This is a genomic window from Streptomyces subrutilus, assembly GCF_001746425.1.
Taxonomy (GTDB): Bacteria; Actinomycetota; Actinomycetes; order Streptomycetales; family Streptomycetaceae; genus Streptomyces; species Streptomyces subrutilus_A.
Map to the genome: position 1 here is coordinate 4,603,124 of NZ_MEHK01000001.1, position 23,524 is coordinate 4,626,647.

The 23,524-nt window shown below is 70.3% G+C and carries 12 protein-coding genes; 6 read left to right on the plus strand and 6 right to left on the minus strand.

The window, feature by feature from the left end; translation table 11 throughout:
• Window positions 1–92: 92 nt before the first annotated feature.
• A complete protein-coding gene (locus BGK67_RS21845) occupies window positions 93–788 on the minus strand; it encodes a SigE family RNA polymerase sigma factor (RefSeq protein ID WP_069921657.1) in 696 nt (231 codons plus the stop codon).
• A 194-nt stretch (window positions 789–982) separates the two neighbouring features.
• Between BGK67_RS21845 and afsQ1 the strand changes: the two genes are divergently transcribed.
• The 3 genes from afsQ1 to BGK67_RS21860 are packed head-to-tail and all read left to right on the plus strand — an operon-like array spanning window position 983 to window position 3,775.
• Window positions 983–1,660: a two-component system response regulator AfsQ1 gene (gene afsQ1 / locus BGK67_RS21850; protein ID WP_063754818.1), complete on the plus strand. Its 678-nt coding sequence runs from the start codon at window positions 983–985 to the stop codon at window positions 1,658–1,660.
• Window positions 1,657–3,141: a sensor histidine kinase gene (locus BGK67_RS21855; RefSeq protein WP_069921658.1), complete on the plus strand. Its 1,485-nt coding sequence runs from the start codon at window positions 1,657–1,659 to the stop codon at window positions 3,139–3,141. Before afsQ1 ends, BGK67_RS21855 begins: the two co-directional genes overlap by 4 nt.
• Window positions 3,125–3,775, plus strand: a complete 651-nt coding sequence (locus tag BGK67_RS21860; RefSeq protein WP_244291288.1) for a hypothetical protein — start codon at window positions 3,125–3,127, stop codon at window positions 3,773–3,775. Before BGK67_RS21855 ends, BGK67_RS21860 begins: the two co-directional genes overlap by 17 nt.
• 536 nt (window positions 3,776–4,311) lie before the next feature.
• Here the strand turns inward: BGK67_RS21860 and BGK67_RS21865 are convergent.
• From BGK67_RS21865 to BGK67_RS21875, 3 genes are all read right to left on the minus strand, one after another.
• Window positions 4,312–5,958, minus strand: coding sequence for a phospho-sugar mutase (locus BGK67_RS21865; protein WP_069921659.1), 1,647 nt, complete (start codon window positions 5,956–5,958; stop codon window positions 4,312–4,314).
• 44 nt (window positions 5,959–6,002) lie between these two features.
• Complete coding sequence (locus BGK67_RS21870; protein ID WP_069921660.1) at window positions 6,003–6,809, minus strand: purine-nucleoside phosphorylase; 807 nt, start codon at window positions 6,807–6,809, stop codon at window positions 6,003–6,005.
• Window positions 6,810–6,953: 144 nt separating this feature from the next.
• Window positions 6,954–7,391, minus strand: a complete 438-nt coding sequence (locus BGK67_RS21875; protein ID WP_069921661.1) for a gamma-glutamylcyclotransferase family protein — start codon at window positions 7,389–7,391, stop codon at window positions 6,954–6,956.
• 197 nt (window positions 7,392–7,588) lie between these two features.
• Here BGK67_RS21875 and BGK67_RS21880 point away from each other — a divergent pair, with 197 nt between their 5' ends.
• Together BGK67_RS21880 and BGK67_RS21885 are read left to right on the plus strand one after the other, a co-directional pair.
• Window positions 7,589–9,028 carry an NAD(P)H-quinone dehydrogenase gene (locus tag BGK67_RS21880; RefSeq protein WP_069921662.1) on the plus strand — a complete coding sequence of 480 codons (1,440 nt, stop codon included), beginning with the start codon at window positions 7,589–7,591 and terminating at the stop codon, window positions 9,026–9,028.
• 177 nt (window positions 9,029–9,205) lie between these two features.
• Window positions 9,206–10,165, plus strand: coding sequence for a DeoR/GlpR family DNA-binding transcription regulator (locus BGK67_RS21885; protein ID WP_079154317.1), 960 nt, complete (start codon window positions 9,206–9,208; stop codon window positions 10,163–10,165).
• Window positions 10,166–10,334: 169 nt separating this feature from the next.
• On the opposite strand, the gene BGK67_RS21890 is transcribed toward BGK67_RS21885, so the two are convergent.
• Complete coding sequence (locus BGK67_RS21890; RefSeq protein WP_141754042.1) at window positions 10,335–10,862, minus strand: hypothetical protein; 528 nt, start codon at window positions 10,860–10,862, stop codon at window positions 10,335–10,337.
• Window positions 10,863–10,871: 9 nt separating this feature from the next.
• Window positions 10,872–18,116 (minus strand): RHS repeat-associated core domain-containing protein, encoded by a 7,245-nt coding sequence (locus tag BGK67_RS21895; RefSeq protein ID WP_141754043.1) that lies wholly within the window; start codon window positions 18,114–18,116, stop codon window positions 10,872–10,874.
• A gap of 418 nt (window positions 18,117–18,534) precedes the next feature.
• On the opposite strand from BGK67_RS21895, the gene BGK67_RS21900 reads away from it, so the two are divergent.
• Entirely contained in the window at window positions 18,535–23,463 is a 4,929-nt protein-coding gene (locus tag BGK67_RS21900; protein ID WP_069921666.1) for an FG-GAP-like repeat-containing protein, read from the plus strand.
• Window positions 23,464–23,524 lie beyond the last annotated feature (61 nt).

The following is a 23,524-nucleotide window of genomic DNA, read 5'->3' on the forward strand; positions in this document are numbered from 1 at the left end:
CCTGTTTCCCCCCCCGTGACCCCCGCCCCACCCCCGTGGGACGGGCCCCCCGGCCCGTTGGCTTGTGTGGTGTCCGCCCGGCCCCGCAGGGCCTACGCGACGAGCTCCTCGAAGGACTCCGCCTCGTCCTCGCCGAAGCTCAGCGCCTCGTCCTCGCGCAGCCGCCGCAGCGACCGCCAGATGCTCGACTTCACCGTGCCGACGCTGATCCCGAGGATCTCCGCGATCTCCGGGTCCGTGCGGCCCTCGTAGTACCGCAGGACCAGCATCGTGCGCTGCGGCTCCGGGATCCGGGACAGGGCCTGCCACAGCACCGCGCGCAGCTCCGTACCGCGCATCGCGTCCGTGTCCGAGGCCGTCTCCGGCAGCTCCTCCGTCGGGTACTCGTTCAGCTTCCGCCGGCGCCACGCGCTGATGTGCAGGTTCGTCATCGTGCGGCGCAGGTACCCGCCCACGGCCGCCTTGTCGGTGATCCGGTCCCAGGCGCGGTACGTGGAGAACAGCGCGCTCTGCAGCAGGTCCTCCGCCTCGTGGCGGTCGCCGGTGAGGTGGAAGGCCGTCGCGTACAGGGCGGCCCGGCGCTCCTGGACGTACGCCGTGAACTCCGCCTCGGACGTGGAGGACGGGGTGCGCTGTGCGGGAACCGCCTGGTACTGCTTCGCGTCAATGGCTACGACGTGTGCCGGCCGGGGCCGGGCTACCGCGACGTTACGGACACCCGCCCGGCGGTTCACATCGTGCAGCCGCGTGACAACCGCGCTGGTGGTGGTGCTGTGCAGCGTGTTCATCTCGCGCCCCCCGTCGTGGAGTCTGCTTCGGTCCGTTGCTGTGCTCCGGTTGTTGGTAGAAGCCTGCCCGGCCGACTTAACCGGGGTGTCCGCCGACTGTCACAGGCCTGTCACAGCGGCCTTCGTCCGACCCGGCCGGGATCGGGTTCCCCCGCCGGTCGAACTCCCGACTGCCGATGGGACAGAATGAGCCCGTGCCTTTCCTGTTGCTGATCGAGGACGACGACGCCATCCGCACGGCCCTCGAACTCTCCCTGTCACGCCAGGGCCACCGTGTGGCCACCGCGGCGACGGGCGAGGACGGCCTGAAACTGCTGCGCGAGCAGCGGCCGGATCTGATCGTGCTGGACGTGATGCTGCCCGGGATCGACGGCTTCGAGGTGTGCCGGCGGATCCGCCGCACCGACCAGCTGCCGATCATCCTGCTCACCGCGCGCAGCGACGACATCGATGTCGTCGTCGGCCTGGAGTCCGGTGCCGACGACTACGTGGTCAAGCCCGTGCAGGGGCGGGTGCTCGACGCCCGCATCCGCGCCGTGCTGCGGCGCGGCGAGCGCGAGTCCAGCGACTCGGCGAGCTTCGGCTCCCTGGTCATCGACCGCGCCGCCATGACGGTGACGAAGAACGGCGAGGACCTCCAGCTCACCCCGACCGAGCTGCGGCTGCTGCTGGAGCTGAGCCGCCGTCCCGGCCAGGCGCTCTCCCGCCAGCAGTTGCTCCGCCTCGTCTGGGAGCACGACTACCTCGGCGACTCGCGGCTCGTGGACGCCTGCGTGCAGCGGCTGCGCGCCAAGGTCGAGGACGTGCCGTCCTCGCCCACCCTGATCCGGACCGTCCGGGGCGTCGGCTACCGCCTGGACTCCCCGCAGTGATCCCGGCGCTGCTCGCGGGCCGGCGCTGGACCAGCCTGCGGCTGCGACTCCTCATCGTGTTCGCCCTGGTCGCGCTGACGGCCGCGGTCTCCGCCTCGGGGATCGCGTACTGGCTCAACCGGGAGGCGGTCCTCACCCGTACCCAGGACGCGGCCCTCGGCGACTTCCGGCAGGAGATGCAGAACCGGGCGGCGGCGCTGCCCGCCGACCCGACCCAGCAGGAGATCCAGCGCACCGCGGAGCTGATGGCGGGCAGCAGCCCGGGCTACAGCGTGCTGCTGGTGCAGGAGGGCAAGGACGGGCAGGTGTCGGGGACGGCGGGGCCCGACGCCTTCGGGCTGGGCGACGTGCCGAAGTCCTTGCGGGACGCGGTGAACGACCGGCAGAAGACGACGGCGGCCAACGACTCCGAGTACCACATGTACTGGCAGCGGACGAAGCCCGGCGGCAATCCGTACCTGGTCGGCGGGACGCGGATCGTGGGCGGCGGGCTCACCGGCTACATGTACAAGTCCCTCGCGCAGGAGCGGGACGACCTGAACGCGCTGGCCTGGTCGCTGACGATCGCGACGGGCCTGGCGCTGCTGGGTTCCGCGCTGCTCGCGCAGGCCGCGGCCCGTACGGTGCTCAAGCCCGTGCAGCGGCTGGGCGACGCGGCGCGGCGGCTCGGCGAGGGCGAGCTCGACACCCGGCTCGACGTGTCGGGGACCGACGAACTGGCCGACCTCTCCCACACGTTCAACAAGACGGCCGAGGCGCTGGAGAAGAAGGTCGCCGACATGAGCGCGCGGGAGGAGTCGAGCCGGCGCTTCGTCGCGGACATGTCGCACGAGCTGCGCACGCCGCTGACGGCGTTGACGGCGGTCGCCGAGGTGCTGGAGGAAGAGGTCGACGACCTCGACCCGATGATCGCACCGGCGGTGGCGCTGGTCGTCAGCGAGACGCGGCGCCTCAACGACCTGGTGGAGAACCTGATGGAGGTCACCCGCTTCGACGCGGGAACGGCCCGGCTGGTGCTGGACGACGTGGACGTCGCCGACCAGGTCACGGCGTGCATCGACGCGCGCGCCTGGCTGGACGCCGTCGAACTCGACGCCGAGCGGGGCATCGTGGCGCGGCTCGACCCGCGCCGCCTCGACGTCATCCTCGCCAACCTGATCGGCAACGCCCTCAAGCACGGCGGCTCGCCGGTGCGGGTGAGGGTGGTCGTGGAGGGGGAGTGGCTGGTGATCGCGGTGCAGGACAACGGGCCGGGCATCCCGCAGGACGTCCTGCCGCACGTCTTCGACCGGTTCTACAAGGCGAGCGCCTCGCGGCCGAAGTCGGACGGGAGCGGGCTGGGCCTGTCGATCGCCGTGGAGAACGCGCACATCCACGGCGGCGACATCACCGCGGCCAACGGGCCGGGGGGCGGCGCGCTGTTCACGCTGCGGCTGCCGGTGGACGTGGGGAAGGTGATCGCGGGTGACCAGGACGCGTAAGGCTCTGCCGGCGGCCTCGGCGCTCCTGGCCGCGCTGGCCCTGTCGGCCCTCGCGGGCTGCGGGATCAGGGCGACGACCGTGCCGGTGGACGTGGGCGCGGCGCCCTCCCGGGTGTCGTGCGACACCCCGGCGCAGCCGGGCGGGCAGGGCGGTGTGCAGGGCTTCCGGGCCACGGTGGAACTGGTCTGCGGCTCGCAGCTGGTGGGCGTGGAGCGGGTGGTGCCGGTACCGGAGAAGCGGACGCAGCGGGACCCCGTCGTCCTGGTCGTGCAGGCGCTGCTGGAGGCGCTGGAGAAGGCGCCGTCGGGGGAGGAGCGGGACGCCGGGTTCTCCACCGGGGTGCCCGCGGGCCTCACGGCGGGGGCTGCGAGGCCGGGCGATCCGGCGGGCACGGTGCGGCTGAGCCGCAAGCCGGAGGACCTGCCGCCGGTGGCCCTGTCGCAGATCGTGTGCACCCTGGCGGGCAGCGAGGCGGTGTCGGCGGGGCCGGGGCCGGTGGTCATGGGCGGGCCGGACGCGGATCCGCCGCGGGCGTGGGAGTGCACGGACGCGGTCCGCTCCCGGCCGGAGTCGGTGCCGACGCTGGGCGAGATCGTCCGCCCGTCCGCCTCCGCGGGCACCCCACCCCGCTGAGCCCGGCCTCCACCCACCTGCCGGGCGCTGCTGGGCTCCGCCCCAGGCGCCGCGCCTCACACGCCGGCGGGGCTGAGTGGCCCTGCGCCAGCCCAGGCGCGCCGGGCAGGTGGCGAGGGTGGTCCGTGCCCACCTGCCGCGCCGCGCCGTGGCTCCGCCCCCAGGCGCCGCGCCTCCATCGCCGGCGGGGCCGAGTGGCCCTGCGCCAGCCCGGCCGTGCCGGGCAGGTGGCGAGGGTGGTCCGTGCCCACCTGCCACGCCGCGCCGGGGCTCTGCCCCAGGCGCCGCGCCTCAAGCGCCGGCGGGGGGAGTCGGTCGGCGATCGAGGCGCGGGTGCGCAGCGCCGTACGGGGTCCGGGGCGGAGCTCCGGTTTCGGGGAGGGGCGGGGTGGGGGAAAGGCCCCGCGCAGCGGCCCGGACGCCGACGGCCCCCCGAGCCGGACGGGACTCAGGGGGCCGACGGACGGAGTCCGGCGCGGCGGCGCGAAGCCGGGGAGGCCCGCCAGGGCCGAGCCGGGCGAGCGGCGCGGGGGAGATCAGATGCCCGCCGCCACCGCCAGGTCCTTCTTGATCGCGTCCAGGACCTCCTGGCCACGCGCCCGGGCCGGCGCCAGGTCGGCGGCCGCGCCCACCGGCACCACGACCTCCAGGTAGCACTTCAGCTTCGGCTCCGTGCCCGACGGCCGCACGATCACCCGGGCCTGGTACGCCCCGTCGAGGTAGTACCGCAGGCCGTCCGTCGGCGGGAGGGTCTGCGTGCCGCGCGTCAGGTCCTCCGCCGAGACGACCCGCAGCCCGGCCAGCGAGGTCGGCGGCTCCGCGCGGAGCGCGGCCATCGCCGAGGCGATGACCGACAGGTCCGAGACGCGGACCGACAGCTGGTCGGTGGCGTGCAGGCCGTGGGCCACCGCCAGGTCGTCCAGCAGGTCGGTCAGGCCGCGGCCCTGCTCCTTGAGCTCGGAGGCCAGCTCGGCCACGAGCAGCGCGGCGGTGACGCCGTCCTTGTCGCGGACGCCCTCGGGGTCCACGCAGTAGCCGAGGGCTTCCTCGTACCCGTACCGCAGGCCCTCCACGCGGGCGATCCACTTGAAGCCCGTCAGGGTCTCCTCGTAGCCCACGCCCGCCGCCTCCGCGATCCGGCCCAGGAGGCTGGAGGAGACGATGGACTCGGCGAAGACGCCCCGCGCGCCCTTGCGGACGAGGTGGGCGGCGAGCAGCGCACCGACCTCGTCGCCGCGCAGCATCCGCCAGCCGCCGCCGTCCGGGACGGCCACCGCGCAGCGGTCGGCGTCCGGGTCGTTGGCGATCACGATGTCCGGGCGGACCTCGGCGGCCTTCGCGAAGGCCAGGTCCATCGCGCCCGGCTCCTCCGGGTTGGGGAAGGCCACGGTCGGGAAGGCCGGGTCCGGCTCGGCCTGCTCGGCGACGAGCACCGGCTCCGGGAAGCCGTGCCGGGCGAAGGCCGCCATGACGACGTCCTTGCCGACGCCGTGCATGGCCGTGTAGACGCTCCGCACGCCCCGGGCGGAGCCGGGGGTCAGGACCGCGTCCGTACGCGCCAGGTAGGCCTCCAGGACCTCCTCGTCGAGCTGCAGCCAGCCGTCCGCGGGGCGGGGGACGGAGGCGAGCGTCCCGACGCGGGCGATCTCCGCCGCGATCTCGGCGTCCGCCGGGGAGACGATTTGCGAGCCGTCGCCGAGGTAGACCTTGTAGCCGTTGTCCCGGGGCGGGTTGTGGCTCGCGGTCACCTCGACGCCGGCGACGGCGCCCAGGTGCCTTATGGCGTACGCGAGGACGGGCGTCGGCAGCGGGCGGGGCAGGACGGCCGCGCGCAGGCCGGCGCCGGTCATCACGGCGGCGGTGTCGCGGGCGAAGTCCGCCGACTTGTACCGCGCGTCGTAGCCGACGACGACCAGGCCGCCGTCGTGGCCCCGGGCCTTCAGGTAGGCCGCGAGGCCCGCCGCGGCCCGGATGACCACCGAGCGGTTCATCCGCATCGGACCCGCGCCGATCTCGCCGCGCAGCCCGGCTGTGCCGAACTGCAGCGTGCCCGAGAACCGGTCCGCGAGCTCGGCGGTGTCGCCCGCCTCGACGAGCGCGGCGAGCTCGGCCGCCGTCTCCGGGTCCGGGTCCTCCGCCAGCCAGGCCTGGGCCCGGGTGATCAGGTCGTCCTGTTCCTGCACTACTTCCGCCTTGTCTCTCGTACGGTGCCGGTGCCTGTGCCCTCTCAGATGCGGGCGAGGACCTGGGTCAGCAGCTTGCCCATGCGCGCGGCCGAGTCCCGGCCGGCCTGGAGCACCTCTTCGTGGTTCAGCGGCTCTCCGGAGATGCCCGCCGCCAGGTTGGTGACCAGGGAGATGCCCAGCACCTCGGCGCCGGCCTCGCGGGCGGCGATGGCCTCGAGCACGGTGGACATGCCGACCAGGTCGGCGCCCATGACACGGATCATGTTGATCTCGGCCGGGGTCTCGTAGTGCGGGCCGGGGAACTGCACGTAGACGCCCTCTTCGAGGGTCTCGTCGATCTCCTTGCACATCGCGCGCAGACGCGGCGAGTACAGGTCGGTGAGGTCCACGAAGTTCGCGCCGACGATCGGCGAGGTGGCCGTCAGGTTCAGGTGGTCGCTGATCAGGACCGGCTGGCCGGGCTTCATGCCCTCGCGCAGACCGCCGCAGCCGTTGGTGAGGACGACGGTCTTGCAGCCGGCGGCGACGGCGGTGCGCACGCCGTGGGCGACGGCGGCGACGCCGCGGCCCTCGTAGAAGTGGGTCCGGCCGAGGAAGAGCAGCGCGCGCTTGTCGCCGATCTTGTACGAGCGGATCTTGCCGCCGTGGCCCTCGACGGCGGGGGGCGGGAAGCCGGGCAGCTCGGTGACCGGGAACTCGGCCTCGGGGGCGCCGAGCGCCTCTGCGGCGGGGGCCCAGCCGGAGCCCATCACGAGGGCGACATCGTGGGATTCCGCGCCGGTCAGCTCGCGCAGGCGGGCGGCTGCGGCGTCGGCGGCGGCGAAGGGGTCGGTAACAGATGCGTTCACGCGGAAGAGCGTAGCCGCTCATTGCCTACGCGCGTAGATGGCACAGCTCACGGTGTTCGGATCGTTGCCTTGTCGTTTCCACCGAATCGTCCCCGGAGGGCCGTGGCGGGCCTGGAACCGGCCGGCGCGGGCCCGCGGCCGCTGTCAGCAAGGCCGCTTGCGGAGTTCCATCACATAGTCGTGCGGGGCGCCCGCGGACTCCGCGGCGTCGGCGATCTCGCCCAGGTAGCGCGCCGAGGGGAGGCCGCCCTCGTAGCCGTTCAGGACGTACACCCAGGCCGCCTCCTCGCCGTCCAGCGTGTGCACGCGCACCCGCATCCGGCGGTAGATGTCGAGCCCGACACCCTCCCAGCGGTCCATCGAGTCCTCGTCGAGCGGCGCGATGTCGTACAGGGCGACGAAGACCTGGTGGCGGGGGGCTTCGACGATCGTCGCGAGCGCGCCCTCCCAGCCCATCTGCTCGCCGCCGAAGGTCAGCCGCCAGTCGTTGATCCAGCCCGTGCCGCGCAGCGGCGAATGGGGTGCGCGGCGCGTCATCAGCCGCGGGTCGAGGTTGCCGGCGTACGCGGCGTAGAGCGACATGGGGTCGAGGGTACGGGAGGGGCGGCGGTGGCGGCGCTCCCGGCCGTACGCGGAGCTCCCGTCCCGGATGGAGGGACCGTGCGCGAAGCACCTCGGAGCGTGCGGGACAATGGGGCACGGAATGCATCCCCCGGGGAGACCCCCCGGAACACCGGCCGGGGCGGCAGCCGGCCGGGAAGACGTGAGGCGGACTTTTCGTGACCCGGATCGTGATCATCGGCGGCGGACCCGGCGGGTATGAGGCGGCCCTGGTGGGGGCCCAGCTCGGCGCGGAGGTGACCGTCGTGGACTGCGACGGCCTGGGCGGGGCCTCCGTCCTGACCGACTGCGTGCCCTCCAAGACGCTCATCGCGACCGCCGAGGTCATGACGACCTTCGACTCGTCGTACGAGGAGCTCGGCATCGTCGTCGCGGACGACACCCCGCACATCGAGCAGGCCGCCCGCGTCGTCGGCGTGGACCTCGGCAAGGTGAACCGGCGCGTCAAGCGCCTCGCCCTCGCCCAGTCGCACGACATCACCGCCTCCGTCACCCGGGCCGGCGCCCGCGTCGTACGGGGCCGGGCCAAGCTCGGCGGCCCGCAGGGCATCGACGGGACCCGGGACGTCATCGTCACGGCCGCCGACGGCACCGAGACGATCCTGACCGCCGAGGCCGTGCTGATCGCGACCGGCGGCCACCCCCGCGAGATCCCGGACGCCCAGCCCGACGGCGAGCGCATCCTGAACTGGACCCAGGTCTACGACCTGGACGAGCTCCCCGAGGAGCTCATCGTGGTCGGCTCCGGCGTCACCGGCGCCGAGTTCGCCGGCGCGTACCAGGCCCTCGGCTCCCGGGTCACGCTGGTCTCCTCCCGCGACCGCGTGCTGCCGGGCGAGGACCCGGACGCGGCCGCCGTCCTCGAGGACGTGTTCCGGCGCCGCGGCATGAACGTCATCGGCCGCTCCCGCGCCGAGTCCGCCAAGCGCGTCGGCGACCGGGTCGAGGTCACGCTCTCGGACGGCCGGGTGCTGACCGGCACGCACTGCCTGATGGCGGTCGGCGCGATCCCGAACACCAAGGACATGAACCTGGAGGAGTCCGGGGTCCGGCTCAAGGACTCCGGGCACATCTGGACCGACAAGGTCTCGCGCACGTCCGCGCCCGGCGTGTACGCCGCGGGCGACGTCACCGGCGTCTTCGCGCTGGCCTCCGTCGCGGCCATGCAGGGCCGCATCGCGATGTACCACTTCCTGGGCGACGCGGTGACCCCGCTGAACCTCAAGACGGTGTCCTCGAACGTGTTCACCGACCCCGAGATCGCGACCGTCGGCTACACCCAGGCCGACATGGACGCCGGCAGGATCGACGCCCGTGTGGTGAAGCTGCCGCTGCTGCGCAATCCGCGCGCCAAGATGCAGGGCATCCGGGACGGCTTCGTGAAGCTGTTCTGCCGCCCGGGCACCGGCATCGTCGTCGGCGGAGTGGTCGTCTCCCCGCGCGCGAGCGAGCTCATCCACCCCATCTCGATCGCGGTCGACAACAACCTGACGGTCGAGCAGATCGCAAACGCGTTCACCGTGTACCCCTCCCTGTCGGGTTCGATCGCCGAGGTGGCCCGCCAGCTGCACACGCGGAAGACTGGCTCGGAGGCCTGATCCTCCTTCAACCGCCCCATCCCGCAAGGGGGTTGGGGCGGTACGCCCGTCGCGTGGCGGGATGTTCACCTAGGCCTCGGCCCGCGTATACCACTAGTCGCCCCGCCATACGGACAACTTCGGTATTCCGGCGCAAGGAGCTGAAACCAGACGGTCGTTGGGGTTACTGTCAGTTTCGTGTTCGCTGCAGAACGTCGCCAATTGATCCTCGAAATGGTGCGGGCCAACGGAGCGGTTTCGCTCCGTGAGCTCGCCCGCGTCGTCCAGACCTCCGAAGTGACCGTACGGCGGGACGTGCGGGCACTGGAGGCAGAAGGACTCCTCGACCGCCGGCACGGCGGTGCGGTCTTGCCGGGCGGTTTCACGCGGGAGTCCGGCTTTCCGCAAAAGTCCCATCTCGCGACGGCGGAGAAGACCGCCATCGCCGATGTCGCGGCCTCCCTCGTCGAAGAGGGCGAGGCCATCGTCGTCGGTGCGGGTACCACGACCCAGGAGCTGGCCCGCCGGCTCGCCCGGGTGCCCGGCCTCACCGTGGTGACCAACTCCCTCCTGGTCGCCCAGGCACTGGCCCATGCCAACCGGGTGGAGGTGGTGATGACCGGCGGCACCCTGCGCGGGTCCAACTACGCCCTCGTGGGCAGCGGGGCGGAGCAGTCCCTCCAGGGCCTGCGCGTCACCCGCGCCTTCCTGAGCGGGAGCGGCCTGACGGCCGAGCGCGGCCTCTCCACGTCCAACATGCTCAGCGCGAGCGTGGACCGGGCCCTGGTCCAGGCGGCGGCGGAAGTGGTAGTCCTGGCCGACCACACCAAACTCGGCACGGACACCATGTTCCAGACGGTGCCGACGGACGTGATGACCCGCCTGGTCACGGACGAGCCCCCGCCGCACGACGACCGCGCGGCGACGGAGCTCCAGGCCCTGGCGGACCAGGGCGTCCAGATCACGGTGGCGGGCGGCGCGGCCGCCGCCGCGGGCGGCCTGGACGGCATGGGCGGCCGCCGCCCCCGCCGCGACTCCCCCGTCCCGGTCCAACGCCGGGGCGGCCCAACGGCCCAACTCCGCAGCGCGTCGCCGCTGTCGGACGCGGGGGAACGGGAACGGGAACGGGCGAGGGTGGCGGACATGCGGCGGCGGTAGACGCTCACCGGGCGCCCACACGCCTGCGCCGTAGTTCTGTCGGCGAGTCAAGCGTGAAGGCCCCCACAGGAGAAAATCCTGTGGGGGCCTTCGCTCGTGGCTACTCCAGGCATCCCGCGTCAGTCACGCCCACGCGTTCCCGGGAGTAGTTTCGCGGATTCCTTTCTCTTCAGTCGGCAGACCACCCCTCGAATGAGGGTTCGCAGTCTGTGAATTCCGCAGGGAAGAACGGGCAGTCGAGATTCCCCTCGAGAAAGCTCAGGATTACCTCCGGCGACGAAGTCTCGATCACGACGAAATCAAGCTGACCGGCCTCGACGATCAGGGTAGGCCAGGTGTCCGCTGGACCTGTCGGAATCCAGAAGAGGCAATCTGCGTTATCGGTTCCGCCCCATTCGATCAGATCGGCAGGGGTTAGGTTGGACTCGGTCAGTAGCGACCTGATTTGGGGGATCTCCTTGGCTGCGAGAATTTTCGATGACGCGCGAGTGCGTGTTTCGATGTTCGCCCAGATCTCGGGGTGCGAATCTCCGTAGATCCAGAGGAAATCGTTGAAGCTGCCAGGGCCATAGATGTCCAGCATTGCCGCGTGGCTCGATGGGAGGGGTACGGGCCCCCTACGGACCGGCCCCAGGTCGGCGTGGCCGTCCGCGAACGGCGGTGGGCACAGCCGGGTCAGACTGTCCAGTGCTTCCATGATGTGACCTCAGAAGTTGGGGAAGGTCTTGTCGTACGACCAGCCGAAGTCATCTACGGCCTCGATGCGTACGCCCACCGCACGGTACTTTGCGTCACCGTAAATGGGTGTGACGCTCATGATGACGGTGCGTCCCGTATCTCGGACGTATTGGGCGATCATGTCTTCCGCTGTGGAGATGTCGCCGCTGTTCACGTCCCTGCCCTGCGCAATGATGTTGCGCATGTCGGTGCCTGATCCGCCGAACTGCCTTCCGATCAGGTGCCCCCGGGAGTCACCCTTGCGGAACCCGTCAGGCTTCTTCTTGCCAGGCGGAGTACCGCCGTTGTTAGCCAGGCTTTCGGGGGTGATCTCCACGTAAGCGCTGCCCCGTCGGCCTTCCTTGATCTCCGAATAGAGCGGCCCGCAGTTGTGGACCAGGACCGGCGTGGCCCCGGCCAGTACGTAGTACGTGTGCTGGTTCGCAACGGTGAGGTTGCGGACCGTCTGCTGCTGGTGCCAGCGCTTGACTGCGGTGACCTGGACCCACGTGCCGGCCGAGGTGCTGAGCCACTCACCAGCGGTCAGCTCGGTGGCGTCCAGCCACTTCCCCAGAGCCGGGGCCCAGAAGGGGTGGTTACCGGTGGCGGTCAGAGAGTCCGAGGCATCGCCTGCGGACCCGTCGGTGTCGATCGTGACCTCGACAAGTTCCTTCTGGCCTGAACCGATGATCTGTCCGACGACGGGCTGTGCCTGGGTGACGCCGGATTCCGCGTCCGTGGCCGCTACCTCGTCGCCGATCTCGACCTCTTCGATCGGCTTGGAGGAGCCATCAGCCAGGAGGACCTCCGTGCCCGGAACGAAGCTGTTCTTGCAGCCGGGGGCTTCACCGCCACCGTCGTCGTCCTTGGCCACCGACTTCTTGGGGCCGTCGGACTTCTTCGCCTCGGCGGACTTGTCCGCCTTGCCGTCGCCGTCCGCCTTCTTGGCTTTCTGGGCGGATGACTTGCCCTGCTTGGCTGCGGTTGCCTTGGCTTCGTCGGCCTTCTTCGCGGCTGCGGCTGCCGCTTCTTGCGCGGCTCTTCGCGCCGCTGCTGCTTCCTCCTCCAGCTTTCTCGCGCGTTCGGCGGCTTCCTCTATCTGGCGTTTCCACTCGGCCAGGTCCTCGGCGTACTTGGCCATAGCCTGTTGGTACTGCTCGACCCGGCGGAGGATGTCGCGTGCCAGAGCGAGCTTCTGCGACCAGCTGTTGAACGCCTCCCAGGCCCTGTCCAGCGCCTTGATGATGCGCTTTGCGCGGCCCGCGAAGGGCAGTGCCGCGTCCAGAGCGAGTCCGGCGCAGGCTCCCCATGAACCGCCGAGGCAGTCGCGGATGTCGTTGTAGCCCGAGGCGTCCTTGAGGATGCCCATCGCGATCTCGAGCGCGATGTCCAGGGCGCTCTTGCCCTGGATCATGTTGGCCCACGCAGCCTCCGCGTCCGTGAAGTCCTTGATCGGCATCATGGGAGGCGCGATCGACAGACCACTGGGGTCGCTGAAGGTCACCGGCGAATTGTTCGCGTAGGCGTACGGATTGACCTGCTTGGGTTCATTGAGGTCGATGACAGGGTCGACCGACAGGAACCGTCCGGTGGCCGGGTCGTATTCGCGTGCGCCGAGGTGGACGGTGCCGATGGACTCGTCGATCTCTCCGCCGACGAAGCCCTTCTTGCCCGGCCACGAGGTCGGGGCGGTGCCACGAACCTCGCCATAGGGGGTGAACTTGCGTCGGGTGACGGCAGAGGTCTTGGCATCCACGGAGGTGGTCGCCGTGCCGTTCTGGTCTCCCATCAGGTACGACGTGGTGATCACGCCGTCCTTGGCGGTCTTCACCATGACCGGCCCGGCTGGGTGGGCGTAGTAGCGCGTGCCCTCCAGCTTGCCCGCCGCCGTCAGCTTGACCTCGGTACCCGGCAGGTACAGCGTGGTGCCGGTCTTGTCCCGCTTGATCAGCCGATTTCCAGAGGCGTCGTACACGAACCCGGTCGATTCCGTACCTCTGGTGACCTTCTCCAGTTGATGGGAGGCGCCCCACTCCAGCGTCTGGGTGTCGCCCTGGATGGTGCGGGTCTTGGTGTTGCCCGATGCGTCGTAGGTGTACGACTCGGTGCGAGTTCCGTCAGGTCCGGTCGTGTCGACCTTCCTCAGGCCGTTGGCGGCGGCTTGGCCGGGTGTGCCGTAGGTGTAGGTCCGGGTGACGTTCTTGGTGGCGTCACCGGTGGGGGAGTGCTGGACTTCCTTCGTGCGGTTGCCCGCCGCGTCGAAGGTGTACGAGTTCCAGTACGGATTCGGGCCGCCGACCTGCGGCTTGGAGCCGGGGCCTGACGCGTTCGGCTGGGCCGCGCAGTCGTCCGTCGCCGTCCACGCGTCGTTCATCCGGCGCAGGTAGTCGTACGCGAAGCACTGCACGTCGGCGGTGGGGGAGGTGCCCTCCTTGTCGGTGACCTTGAGGATGTTGCCGACGTCGTCGTACTTGAACGTCGTGTCGTTGATCGCGCCCGGGGACTTCTCCCGACTGTTGACAGTCCGGGTGAGACGGCGCGTCTGTTCGTCGTAGTAGTTCGTTGTGTAGACCTGCGACAACGCAGGACCCGTGTAGGTGCGGAGTACGTCGCCCATCGGCGAGTAGTCGACCTTGTCGACGAACGTCTTCCCCTCGATGCCCATCATCGTGGGCAGCTCGAAGTGGTTGTACTGCACCTCGGTGAGCTCGATGGGCAGACCGGCCACCGCCGGCTGCTCCGTCCACTCGGTCAGACCGGTGTTCTCCCGGTAGCCCTTGGTGAACTCGTATGTACCGCGGAGAGCACCCTCCGATGGCGGGATGGTGATCTTCGAACCGGTCGGGCGGTACTCGGTGTCGTACCCGGTCACTTCCTGGGTGTACGCGTTGCCGTCCACGTACCGCGTCGAGGCCACCGGCAGGCCAATGGCGCCCGGCAGGGTGTCGAACGTGGTCGAGGTCAGCTTCGGCCCTGTAACCGACCCTTCATGGGTCGCGATGACCCGGCCGAGAGCGTCGTACTCAGGGGCGATGGTCTTTCCACGGGCATCGGTGACCGTCTCAATCCGGTCGCCCTTGCCGTAGGTCATCGTCGCGGTGCCCTTGTCAGGGTCCGTCTGCTTGACCTGGCGGCCGCGGAGGTCGTACTCGAAGCCCCACTTGTCGCCCGCCTGGGTGACGACCGAAGCGAGCATGCCGCGCTGGTTGTACGCGTACGTCGTCTTGTCGTACGCGCCCGTCGGGGAGTCCGACCTGAAGAAGCGGAGCTCCGTCTTGCGGCCCGCGCCGTCCAGGAAGGCCCGGGTCGGGGTCTCGCCCTTCGGGGGGTCGACCGTGATGTTGTCGCCGCCGTACGCCGTCGTCGTGCGCGACGTCTCCTCGCCGAACTTGCGCGAGATCTGGGCGATCGAGCGGCCCGACCCGTCGTACTGGGTCATCGTCGAGGACGGGACCTCGTTGTCCTTCGGGGCGAACTGGATGCCCGAAGCGGTACCGGCCGTGTAGTACGCGCCGTTGCTCTTCCAGACCTGGCCGAGGCTGTTGTAGAAGGTGTCCGAGATGACCCGGCCACCGCCCAGTGCCTCCATCTGGGTCTGGCGGATGCGCAGGCTGCTGTCGTAGATGTCGTAGCTGGTGCGGTAGGTGCCGTCGTCCAGCAGGGCCTTGTTGGTGATGACGACCGGGCCGTCGGTGCGGACGTCGTACGAGAACATGCCGTTCGGCGACTTGTTCAGCGGGTTGCGGGACGGGGACCACACCTTCGACAGGCGGCCGAGGGAGTCGTACTCCATCACCTGCCGGCGGCCGTTGGTGTCCTGCTTCGCGAGGATCGAGCCGCGGCCCTGGTCGGTCTCCGTGGTCTGGGTGTGACCCTCGGAGTTGGTGGTGACGACCTTGGTGACGATCTGGCCCGAGGCCGGCGTGTAGTCCAGCTTCGTGGTCTTGCCGAAGACGTCCGTGCTGGTCCTCGGGCGGCCGTACGCGTCGAAGGTCGCGCTGCCGTCCACCTGGTAGGTGGGGGCGGTGCCGGAGTAGCCGGTCAGGGACTCCGTCGACTTCACGTTGCCCGCCGCGTCGTAGGACATCTTGATGTCCGACGTCACGTCCGCGGGGCGCTGCACGCCGGTGGCGTCACAGGTCTTCGCGACCGTCTCCACCCGCTTCTGGCGGGCGATGATCCAGCGGGTCTCGTCCGCGTCGTACCAGTAGCGGCTGCAGCTGTCGTCGGACGGGTCGGCGACGTCACCGCGGTTCGACACCCATTCGGCGAGGCCGCGGGCGTCGTACTTGGTGGTCATCGCCGTACGGCGCCAGCCGCGGCCGTCCGACAGCAGGATGCGGGAGTTGACGCCCGTCGTCTGCTGGACGAACGCCTGCTGGGGCTCGATGTCCTCCGCGGTCGTCTCGCCCTTGCGCAGGCGGGTCGCCGTGGGGCCGTGCAGCCACGGGGTGTAGGTGGTCGCCGCTTCGAGCGCGCCGCCCTCGCCGTTGTACGCCAGGACCTCGCGGGTCTGGCCGGCGTAGAGGCGGTGGTCCGCCATCTCGATGCCCTCGGAGTCCTTGACCTTGACCGAACGGGCGCCGCCCGCAGGCGTCGCCCGGTCTCCGTCGAGGCCGCGGAAGAACAGCGTCTCCGTCTGGGAGCGCTTGTCCGGGGCCTGGCCGATGAAGGTCCGGACCCGCTCGTAGCCGCGCCACTGGGACCAGGTGCGCGTCTTGGGACGCATCATCTCGGTCTCGTCGTCGAACGCCCACGCCGGGTCGCCGAGGAACTCGTACTCGGTGCGCCGCGACGGCGAGTTGCCGTTGCGGTCGTCCTCCTGGACCCAGTCCACGACGTGCTTGTGGAACCAGTCGGTGGAGTAGATCTTCCGCTCGTGCGCGGGATCGGTGGGATCCGGCAGCTCGGAGACCACCGGGTAGCAGCGCAGCGTGTTGGCCTCCGGGGAGGCCGGCATCACGCGCGGGTCCGCCGCCCGGCACTGGTTGTCCTTGTAGTGCGCCAGGATCGTCGAGCCGGTCTCGGTGTCGATAGCCTCGATCCGGTAGCGGCGGTAGGGCGGCTTGCCGTCGCCCAGGCCGTCCACACGGTTGTCGAGCTGCTTGCCGCGGAACTTGACCGCCGGCAGGTCGAGCGGTGTGCCGTTCTTTCCGTAGTGCTTGATCTCGGCGAGCCACAGGGGGTAGTCCGTGCCGTCACCGGTCGCCGGGAAGGACTGCTTCAGCGTCCAGGTGTCGACCGGCTTGTGCGCGGTGCCGTTCCAGACGAAGGTGTTGACCTCGGTCAGCCGCTTGCGGGTGAAGAAGGTCGGAGTGAACCGCCCCTTGCACTCCTCACCACTGGCGCAGAGCTGGTCGCCCGGGGTGTCGGGCCACTCCTTGGCGATCTCCCAGGCGACCTCCGGCTTCAGCTTCGCTTCCGCGCAGTCGAAGGCGTCCGTCTTGATGCAGCGTTCTTCGACCTTGAAGTTCACCTGCGCCGGGGCGTTGGCGAACAGGTTGTCGCTGCGCAGGCCGTAGGAGATGTGGTCCAGCCAGCCGGAACGGTCGTACGCGCGGGCGGTCGAACCGCCCGCGATCTTGTAGTTCGATCCGTAGTGGTTGACCTCCTTCTCGTACCAGTACGTCATCGCGTTGCCGCGCGGGTCCACGACGTAGTCGAGGTTCCAGCGGTACGTCTGGTCGCAGACCGCGTCGGCGAACGTCGCCGTGTAACAGGGCTCGCCCGGGTGGTTGCCGTAGACGGGCACGTTCCAGGCGGACTTGGTGACGGGTTTGCCCGCGGCCCAGCCGGGGACCTTGTTCAGCCCGAAGTAGAACTGGATGCCCTGGGGGTTGGTGAACCGCCAGTGGTCACCCTCCTTGTCGCCGTTCTGCGCGCCCTGGAGCAGCTCGATCTTCGAGCCGTCGTCCTTGGCCGGGCGCCACTTCTTGGTGACGTCGTCCAGGACGAGCGGCGTGGAGCCGCCGTTCAGGGACATCGTGACCATCGGAGCGCCGTGGCAGAGGTCGCCCGTGTCGTCCTTCGGGTTGTTGTACCCGGAGTCCTTGCGCTTGTCCTGGCTGCACGGGACGTAGCCCCGCTCGATGTAGTTCGAGGCCAGGTCCCAGCCGTCGCCGACCCACGAGGTCTGCTGGGCCGCGGCGCTGGTGCGGCCGTCGATCTGGGAGCTGGAGTAGCCCAGCGACAGCGACGGGCTCGGCCCGCCCAGGGAGGCCGGAATCTCCAGCGGATACGACCAGGAGAAGTCACCCGCCGAACCGCCGGCCTGCCAGGAACCCGACGGGTTCAACGAGGTGGCCTTGTACGTGCCGTTCGCGCCGTCGGCGCCCGGGGAGGCGGCCAGGGTCATCCCGCCGGAGGCGGTGGCGGCGGCCACGCCCACCGAGGCCGCGCCCGCGAGGGCCGGGGCGTCCAGGAACGCCTTGCCCGCGGGTGTGGCCGCCGGGGCGGTCTTGGCCGGGGCGTCGAAGGTGGCGATGAGCTTGCCGGTCTCCGCGTCGTTCCTGGTGGTGACCGGCGTACTGCCCTGGCATTCGGGCTTCTGCGGAGTGGTCAGCGCACAGGTCGGGATCGCGGTGAAGCGGAGCCGGGAGCCCCAGCTGCCGCCGTAGGCGTTCTTGAAGGCGGCGTAGTCGAGCTCCACCGAGACGGGGGCGGCCAAGGCGCCGGTGTCGGTGCGCTCGACGGAGAGGAGCAGGCTGCTCTTCAGGCCGACGCGCTCCGCGGCGGCCTGGTCGTGCAGGGCGACCTTGACCTTGATGTCGCCGGCTGGGGCATCGGCGGCCGGAGCCCCTCCCGCCGCGGACCGCTGGGCGGCGGCGGGCGACTTCGTGAGGTCCGCGGCGGCGACCGACACGGGGAGCTTGCCCGCCTTGACCGGCTGACCCGCCACGCCCGCCTCGCGCGCCGGAAGCGCGAACGCCCCGGCGGAAGACGACTTCAGCGCCGTGGCCGGCGCCGCGGGGGTGTGGGGCAGCGTGATCTCGGCGGAACCCGCCACGGGCCACGCGATCTTCGGCGCGCCCTTCCAAGCCTTCGTCTGCGACTCGGCGGGACCCGGCGCCGGCTTGCCCTTGACGGGTTCGCCGGTGACCTTCGTCAGCTTCTGGTTGCCCGGCAGTGCGGGCCCGGCGGCGGCCGCGTCGATCGCGGTCAGCCCCGTGGTCAGCATGGCGAGGCCGAGGACGGGTATCGGCCACCGCCAGACACGCCTCAAAGGCGCACGCATCACGTGCGCCTGGGATCGTCTCAAAATTCGAACACTCCAGTCTGGAAGCGCGGATTCACAGAGTTCTGCGCTATGGATAATCGCGCTGAACCTAACAGTGGGAGAGCCGCTCACCGAAAAAAGGGCGGATTCCCGGCCCGGTAAGGGATCTGGCATCCATGCAGGTCAGCACCCTAAGTGGAATGGACTATTCGGAATTTGGCATTCCGCGAAACCTCTGATAATGCGCGGTTTGAGGCGCGCGCCCAAAACGCGCATCGCTTCGGACTTTGGTCGGTTCGGCTGCTACAAATCAATCGAACACCTGTGACCTGTCGCCGAAAAAGGCCGAAAACCGGCCCCCGGGCGGAGAGGTCCACCGATCTTTTCCGGCCGCTCCTGCGAGGGGCCACCGGAACCGACCCCGAGGACTCAGTCAGTGAGACCCTTCCCGACGCGTCCGCGCGTCGCCGGCCCGCCCTCCCGCAGGGCACCGGTACTCACCCTGGCGACCGCCCTGGTCGCCACCCTGATCGGCAGCGCGGCCGCGGTGCCGGCGGCCGCGGCGCCCGCCGCGGACAAGCCCAAGGCCGCGGCGCCCACCGAGGCGGAGGCCACCGCCAAGGCGGGCGCCGAGGCCAAGCGCACCGGCAAGCGCGTCGAGATCACCGCGAAGCGCACGGAGAACGAGGAGATCTGGGCCAACCCGGACGGTTCCTTCACCGCCGAGCAGTCGCTGGTCCCGACGAGGGTCTACCGCAGCGGCAAGCTGGTCCCCCTGGACACGGGCCTGCAGAAGTTGAAGGACGGGCGGGTCGCGCCGAAGGCGACCCGCAGCGAGCTCACCTTCTCCGGCGGCGGCAACGCCCCGCTCGTCACCATGCGCAAGGACGGCCGGGACCTCACCCTCACCTGGCCGAAGCCGCTGCCCGCGCCCACGCTGGACGGCAACAGCGCTACGTACGCCGAAGTTCTCAAGGGCGTGGACCTGCGGGTCGCCGCGGACGCGACCGGCTTCTCGCACCAGCTCATCGTGAAGACCCGCGAGGCCGCGGCCAATCCGGCACTCGCCTCCCTCGACTTCGGGCTCAAGGGCAACGGTGTCACCCTGCGCAAGGAGCAGAACGGCGAGCTGAAAGCCCTCGACCCCGCGGGCCAGCCGCTGTTCACCTCCGTCAAGCCGCAGATGTGGGACTCCGGCGCGGACCAGCCCGTGCCCGCCATCCCGGCGGCCGCGGCCAAGTCGTTCTCCGAGTCCGCCCTCAAGCCCTCCGCGGGCGCCCAGGCCGCCCCGGCGGCGGGCACGCCCGATCCTGCGGTCGTCGACCGGGTCCCTGCCGTCGACGGCATCTCGCTGCGCAGCAAGGAGGCCGACCTCGGCGTCGACCTCAAGGGCGACAAGCTCACCCTCACCACGGACCGGAAGCTCCTGACGGCGCCGGACACCAAGTTCCCGGTCGTCATCGACCCCAAGTGGCGGGACGACTGGAAGTCGGCCTGGGCGCTCGCCTACAAGCACAACGGGATCGCCGGCTCGGCGGGCAACTCGTACTGGAACGGCGGGAACCTCAGCAACGACGCCCGCGTCGGCTGCGCGAAAGACCGGGACTACGGCTATGCGGTGGTCTGCGCGAAGACGTTCTTCCAGATCGGCATGGGCGACCTGGCCGGCAAGCAGATCCTCGACGCCACCTTCCGCATCCAGCAGAGGCACGCGGGTTCCTGGAACTGCCAGTCCGGTGACATCCAGATCTGGGACACCGAGACCATCACCGGCAGCACCAGCTGGAACAACCAGCCGGCCTGGAAGCGCATGGTCGACTCCTCCAGCCAGTCCTACGGCGGCCGCAACTGCACCAGTGACGGCTCCCTCCTGGAACTGGACGTGACCTCCGCGGTCGGCGACGCCGCCCGCTGGAACTGGCCCGCCTGGACCATGGGCCTGAAGTCCTCCAACGACACGGTCGACGTCTCCTGGCGCAAGATGAACCCGGACAGCGCCCGCATCTCGACCCGGTACAACACGCTGCCGAACGCCCCGACCGACCGCTCGATGCAGCCGGAAGTGGCCTGCCAGGGCGGCGTGATCGGCAAGACCGACATGGTCGAGCTGCGCGCCCGTATCAGCGACGCCGAGGACAACGGCCTGAAGGCCGAGTTCCACTACTGGAACGCCGACGACTACGGCACTCTCAAGGCGTCCAAGATCGATGTGGCCAGCGGCGGTGTCGCCCTCCTGCGGGTCCCGCTCAGCGAGCTCACCGCCAACTCCTACCGGTGGGACGTACGCGGTCTCGACGAGGCCGGCGCGGGCCCCTGGGCCGGCCAGTGCGTGTTCTCCATCGACCGCAGCCGCCCCAGTGCGCTGCCGGGCGTCACCTCGGCCCAGTTCCCGGAGAACGACGACGTCAACACCGCCTACGCGCGCACCGAGGGCACCTTCGCCCTGAGCAACGGCGGGGTCTCCGACGTCACCCAGTACCAGTGGTACACGGCGGGCGACCCGACCGTCCGCACGGTCACCGCGGCGGCCAACGGCGCGGCACAGATCAAGTACACCCCGAACGCGGCCGGTCCGCACGCCCTCTACGTCCGGAGCCTCGACGCGGCGGGCAACCGCTCCGACGTGAAGCCGTACCACTTCTACGCCAAGCGCAAGGCCGAGCGCGACAAGCACGGTGACCTCAACGGCGACGGCATCATCGACATCTGGAGCGTGGACCCGGGATCGGGCCGCCTGTGGATGGTGCCGGGCAAGGGCAACGGCACCTTCGGCGAGCCCCGGCTGGTCGACAAGGGCAACTTCGCCAACGCCGTCTCGCTGAGCCAGTGGGGGAGCTTCGGCGAGGACTACTACGAGGACCTTGTCGTCCTGCGGCCCGCGGACGACGACGCCACCAACAACAAGCTGTACGTCTACCGGGGCGCGGGTGACGGCACCCTCCAGGACCCCGAGGCCCACCGGATCGAGCTGACGGCACGCAACAACGTCCACTGGGCCCAGGCCCAGCAGGCGCTGGCCATCGGCAGCGTCAACGACGACAACCTGGACGGGAAGATCGGGGAGGACGACCACCCCGACATGCTCGTGAAGGAGAACGGCACCCTCTGGCTGTACTTCGGTACCGGCGGGGCCAGCCTGCTGCCGCGCAACCTGCCGCCCGTCCCCCTCGGCAACGCCGACTGGCAGAACATGACCCTGATCGCCCCCGGCGACCTCAACGGCGACACGCTGCCGGAGATCTGGGCCCGTGACAAGACCACCGGCAAGATCCACCAGTACACCAGCCGCAAGGCCACCGACAGCGCGTCACCGGCCGCCCTCGACCTGACGGTGTACGGCGACCCCGCCGTCCGCACGAGCGCCATCGCCTCCGGCTTCACCGGCTCGGCCTTCCCGAACCTGCACAGCCTCGGCGACTTCGAGAAGGACGGCTTCGCCGACCTGTGGTCGCGCAACGCCAGCGGCGTCGTCAACAAGTACCCCGGCCGTCAGCCGCTCGACGGATCCGTCTTCGGGTCGGCCGTCCAGGTCGCCGTGAGCGGCACGCCCTGGAGCGAGTGCGCGTACGTCGACTCCGCCACGTCCACCGCCCAGGTCAAGCTGTGCGGGCCGATCCTGGCCAAGTTCAAGGCCAAGGGCGGTGTCACGCACTTCGGCAAGCCCTCGGGCAACGTCACCGAGACGGCTGACGGCGGCCGGTTCGTGCACCTGCGCACGAACGGTGCCGCCAGCGACAACGCCTCGATCTACTGGCACCCGAGCACCGGTGCCTGGCTGACCATGAACGCCATCCGCCAGAAGTGGATGTCGCTCGGCGCCGAGAAGAGCTTCCTCGGCTACCCGACCTCCGACGAGAACCTCACCTTCGACCAGGTCGGCTGGTTCTCCACCTTCACCGGATCCGGCGGCAGCGGCGCCATCTACTGGGCGCCCGAGACCGGCCCCTGGTCCCTCCACGGCACCATCTACAGCAAGTACCTCGCGACCGGCGGCCCCGGCGGCTGGCTCGGCTACCCGACCACCGACGAGGTCAACCACTCCGACGGCATCGGCCGCTACAACCACTTCCGGCACCGCAAGGAGACCTACGACACCGCCTCCATCTACTGGACGACCGAGACCCAGAAGGCCTGGTCCGTGCGCGGTGCCATCCGCCAGAAGTGGGTGAGCCTCGGCGCCGAGAAGAGCTTCCTGGGCTACCCGCAGTCCGACGAGTACGACGTCGCCGGCGGCCCCCGCGAGGACTTCAAGGGCGGCTACATCCGGCACAACCGCACCACCGGCGCCACCGTCGAGCACAAGCCGGGCGACCGCACCGCCCACCTGCGCAACGACCTGGCCGGTGACTTCAACGGCGACGGCCGCTCCGACATGGCCACCGTGTACGACTTCGGCAGCGGCACCACCGCGCTCTACGTCCTGCCCGCCAGCGAGGGCGGCGGTTTCCTGGCGCCCGTCCTCGCCTTCAACAGCGGCGCCGGCAACTTCAGCGCCGGCAACGCGCAGTGGGTCGCCGGTGACTTCAACGCCGACGGCCGCGACGACCTGGCCGCGTTGTACGACTACGGCGACGGCGACGGCCCCAACGGCCTGTTCACCTTCCTCGGCCAGGCGGACGGGACCTTCAAGTCCTTGCCGCGCAGTGCCTACGTCGGCGCGGGCAACTGGGACGCGTTCAAGGCGAAGCTGGTCGCCGGCGACTTCAACGGCGACGGCCGCGACGACGTGGCCATGTTCTACGACCACGGCGGCTCGACCGGCGCCCACACCTTCCTGTCCAAGCCGGACGGCACGTTCAACCCCTCCTTCGGCAGCTGGCGGTCGGGCAACGGCAACTGGTACTGGAACGAGTCCAAGCAGGTCGCGGGCGACTTCAACGGCGACGGCCGTGACGACATCCTCGCCCTGTACGGCCACGGCGACGGATCCGTCGAGGCGTACACGCTGCTCGGCAAGCCCGACGGCGGCCTCGCGGACCCCGTGAAGTCGTGGAACCGAAAGCCGGGTGACTGGTCGTACAGCGCCAGCAAGCTCACCTCGGGCGACTACAACGGCGACGGCCGTGCCGACGCCGCCATCATGTTCGACTACGGCCTTGGCCGCTCGGCCCTGTTCACGCTGACGGGCAAGCCCGACGGCGGGATCAACGAGGACTTCGTGAGCTGGACCCGTCCGGCGGGGTGGTTCGCGTTCAACCTCGGCAACTTGGTCTCCGGTGACACGGACAAGGACGGCCGCGACGACCTCTCGGTCATGTACAACGCCGCCAACGGCGCGACCTTGGCCTACACGTTCAAGGCCCGTCCCGACGGTGGCTTCAACGACCACCTGAGGAGCTGGGAGGCGCCGCCGGGCACCTGGTAGCCGGCTCCGCACATGACGCGGCCCCCAGGACCCGAAAGGGTCCTGGGGGCCGTTTGCGTCG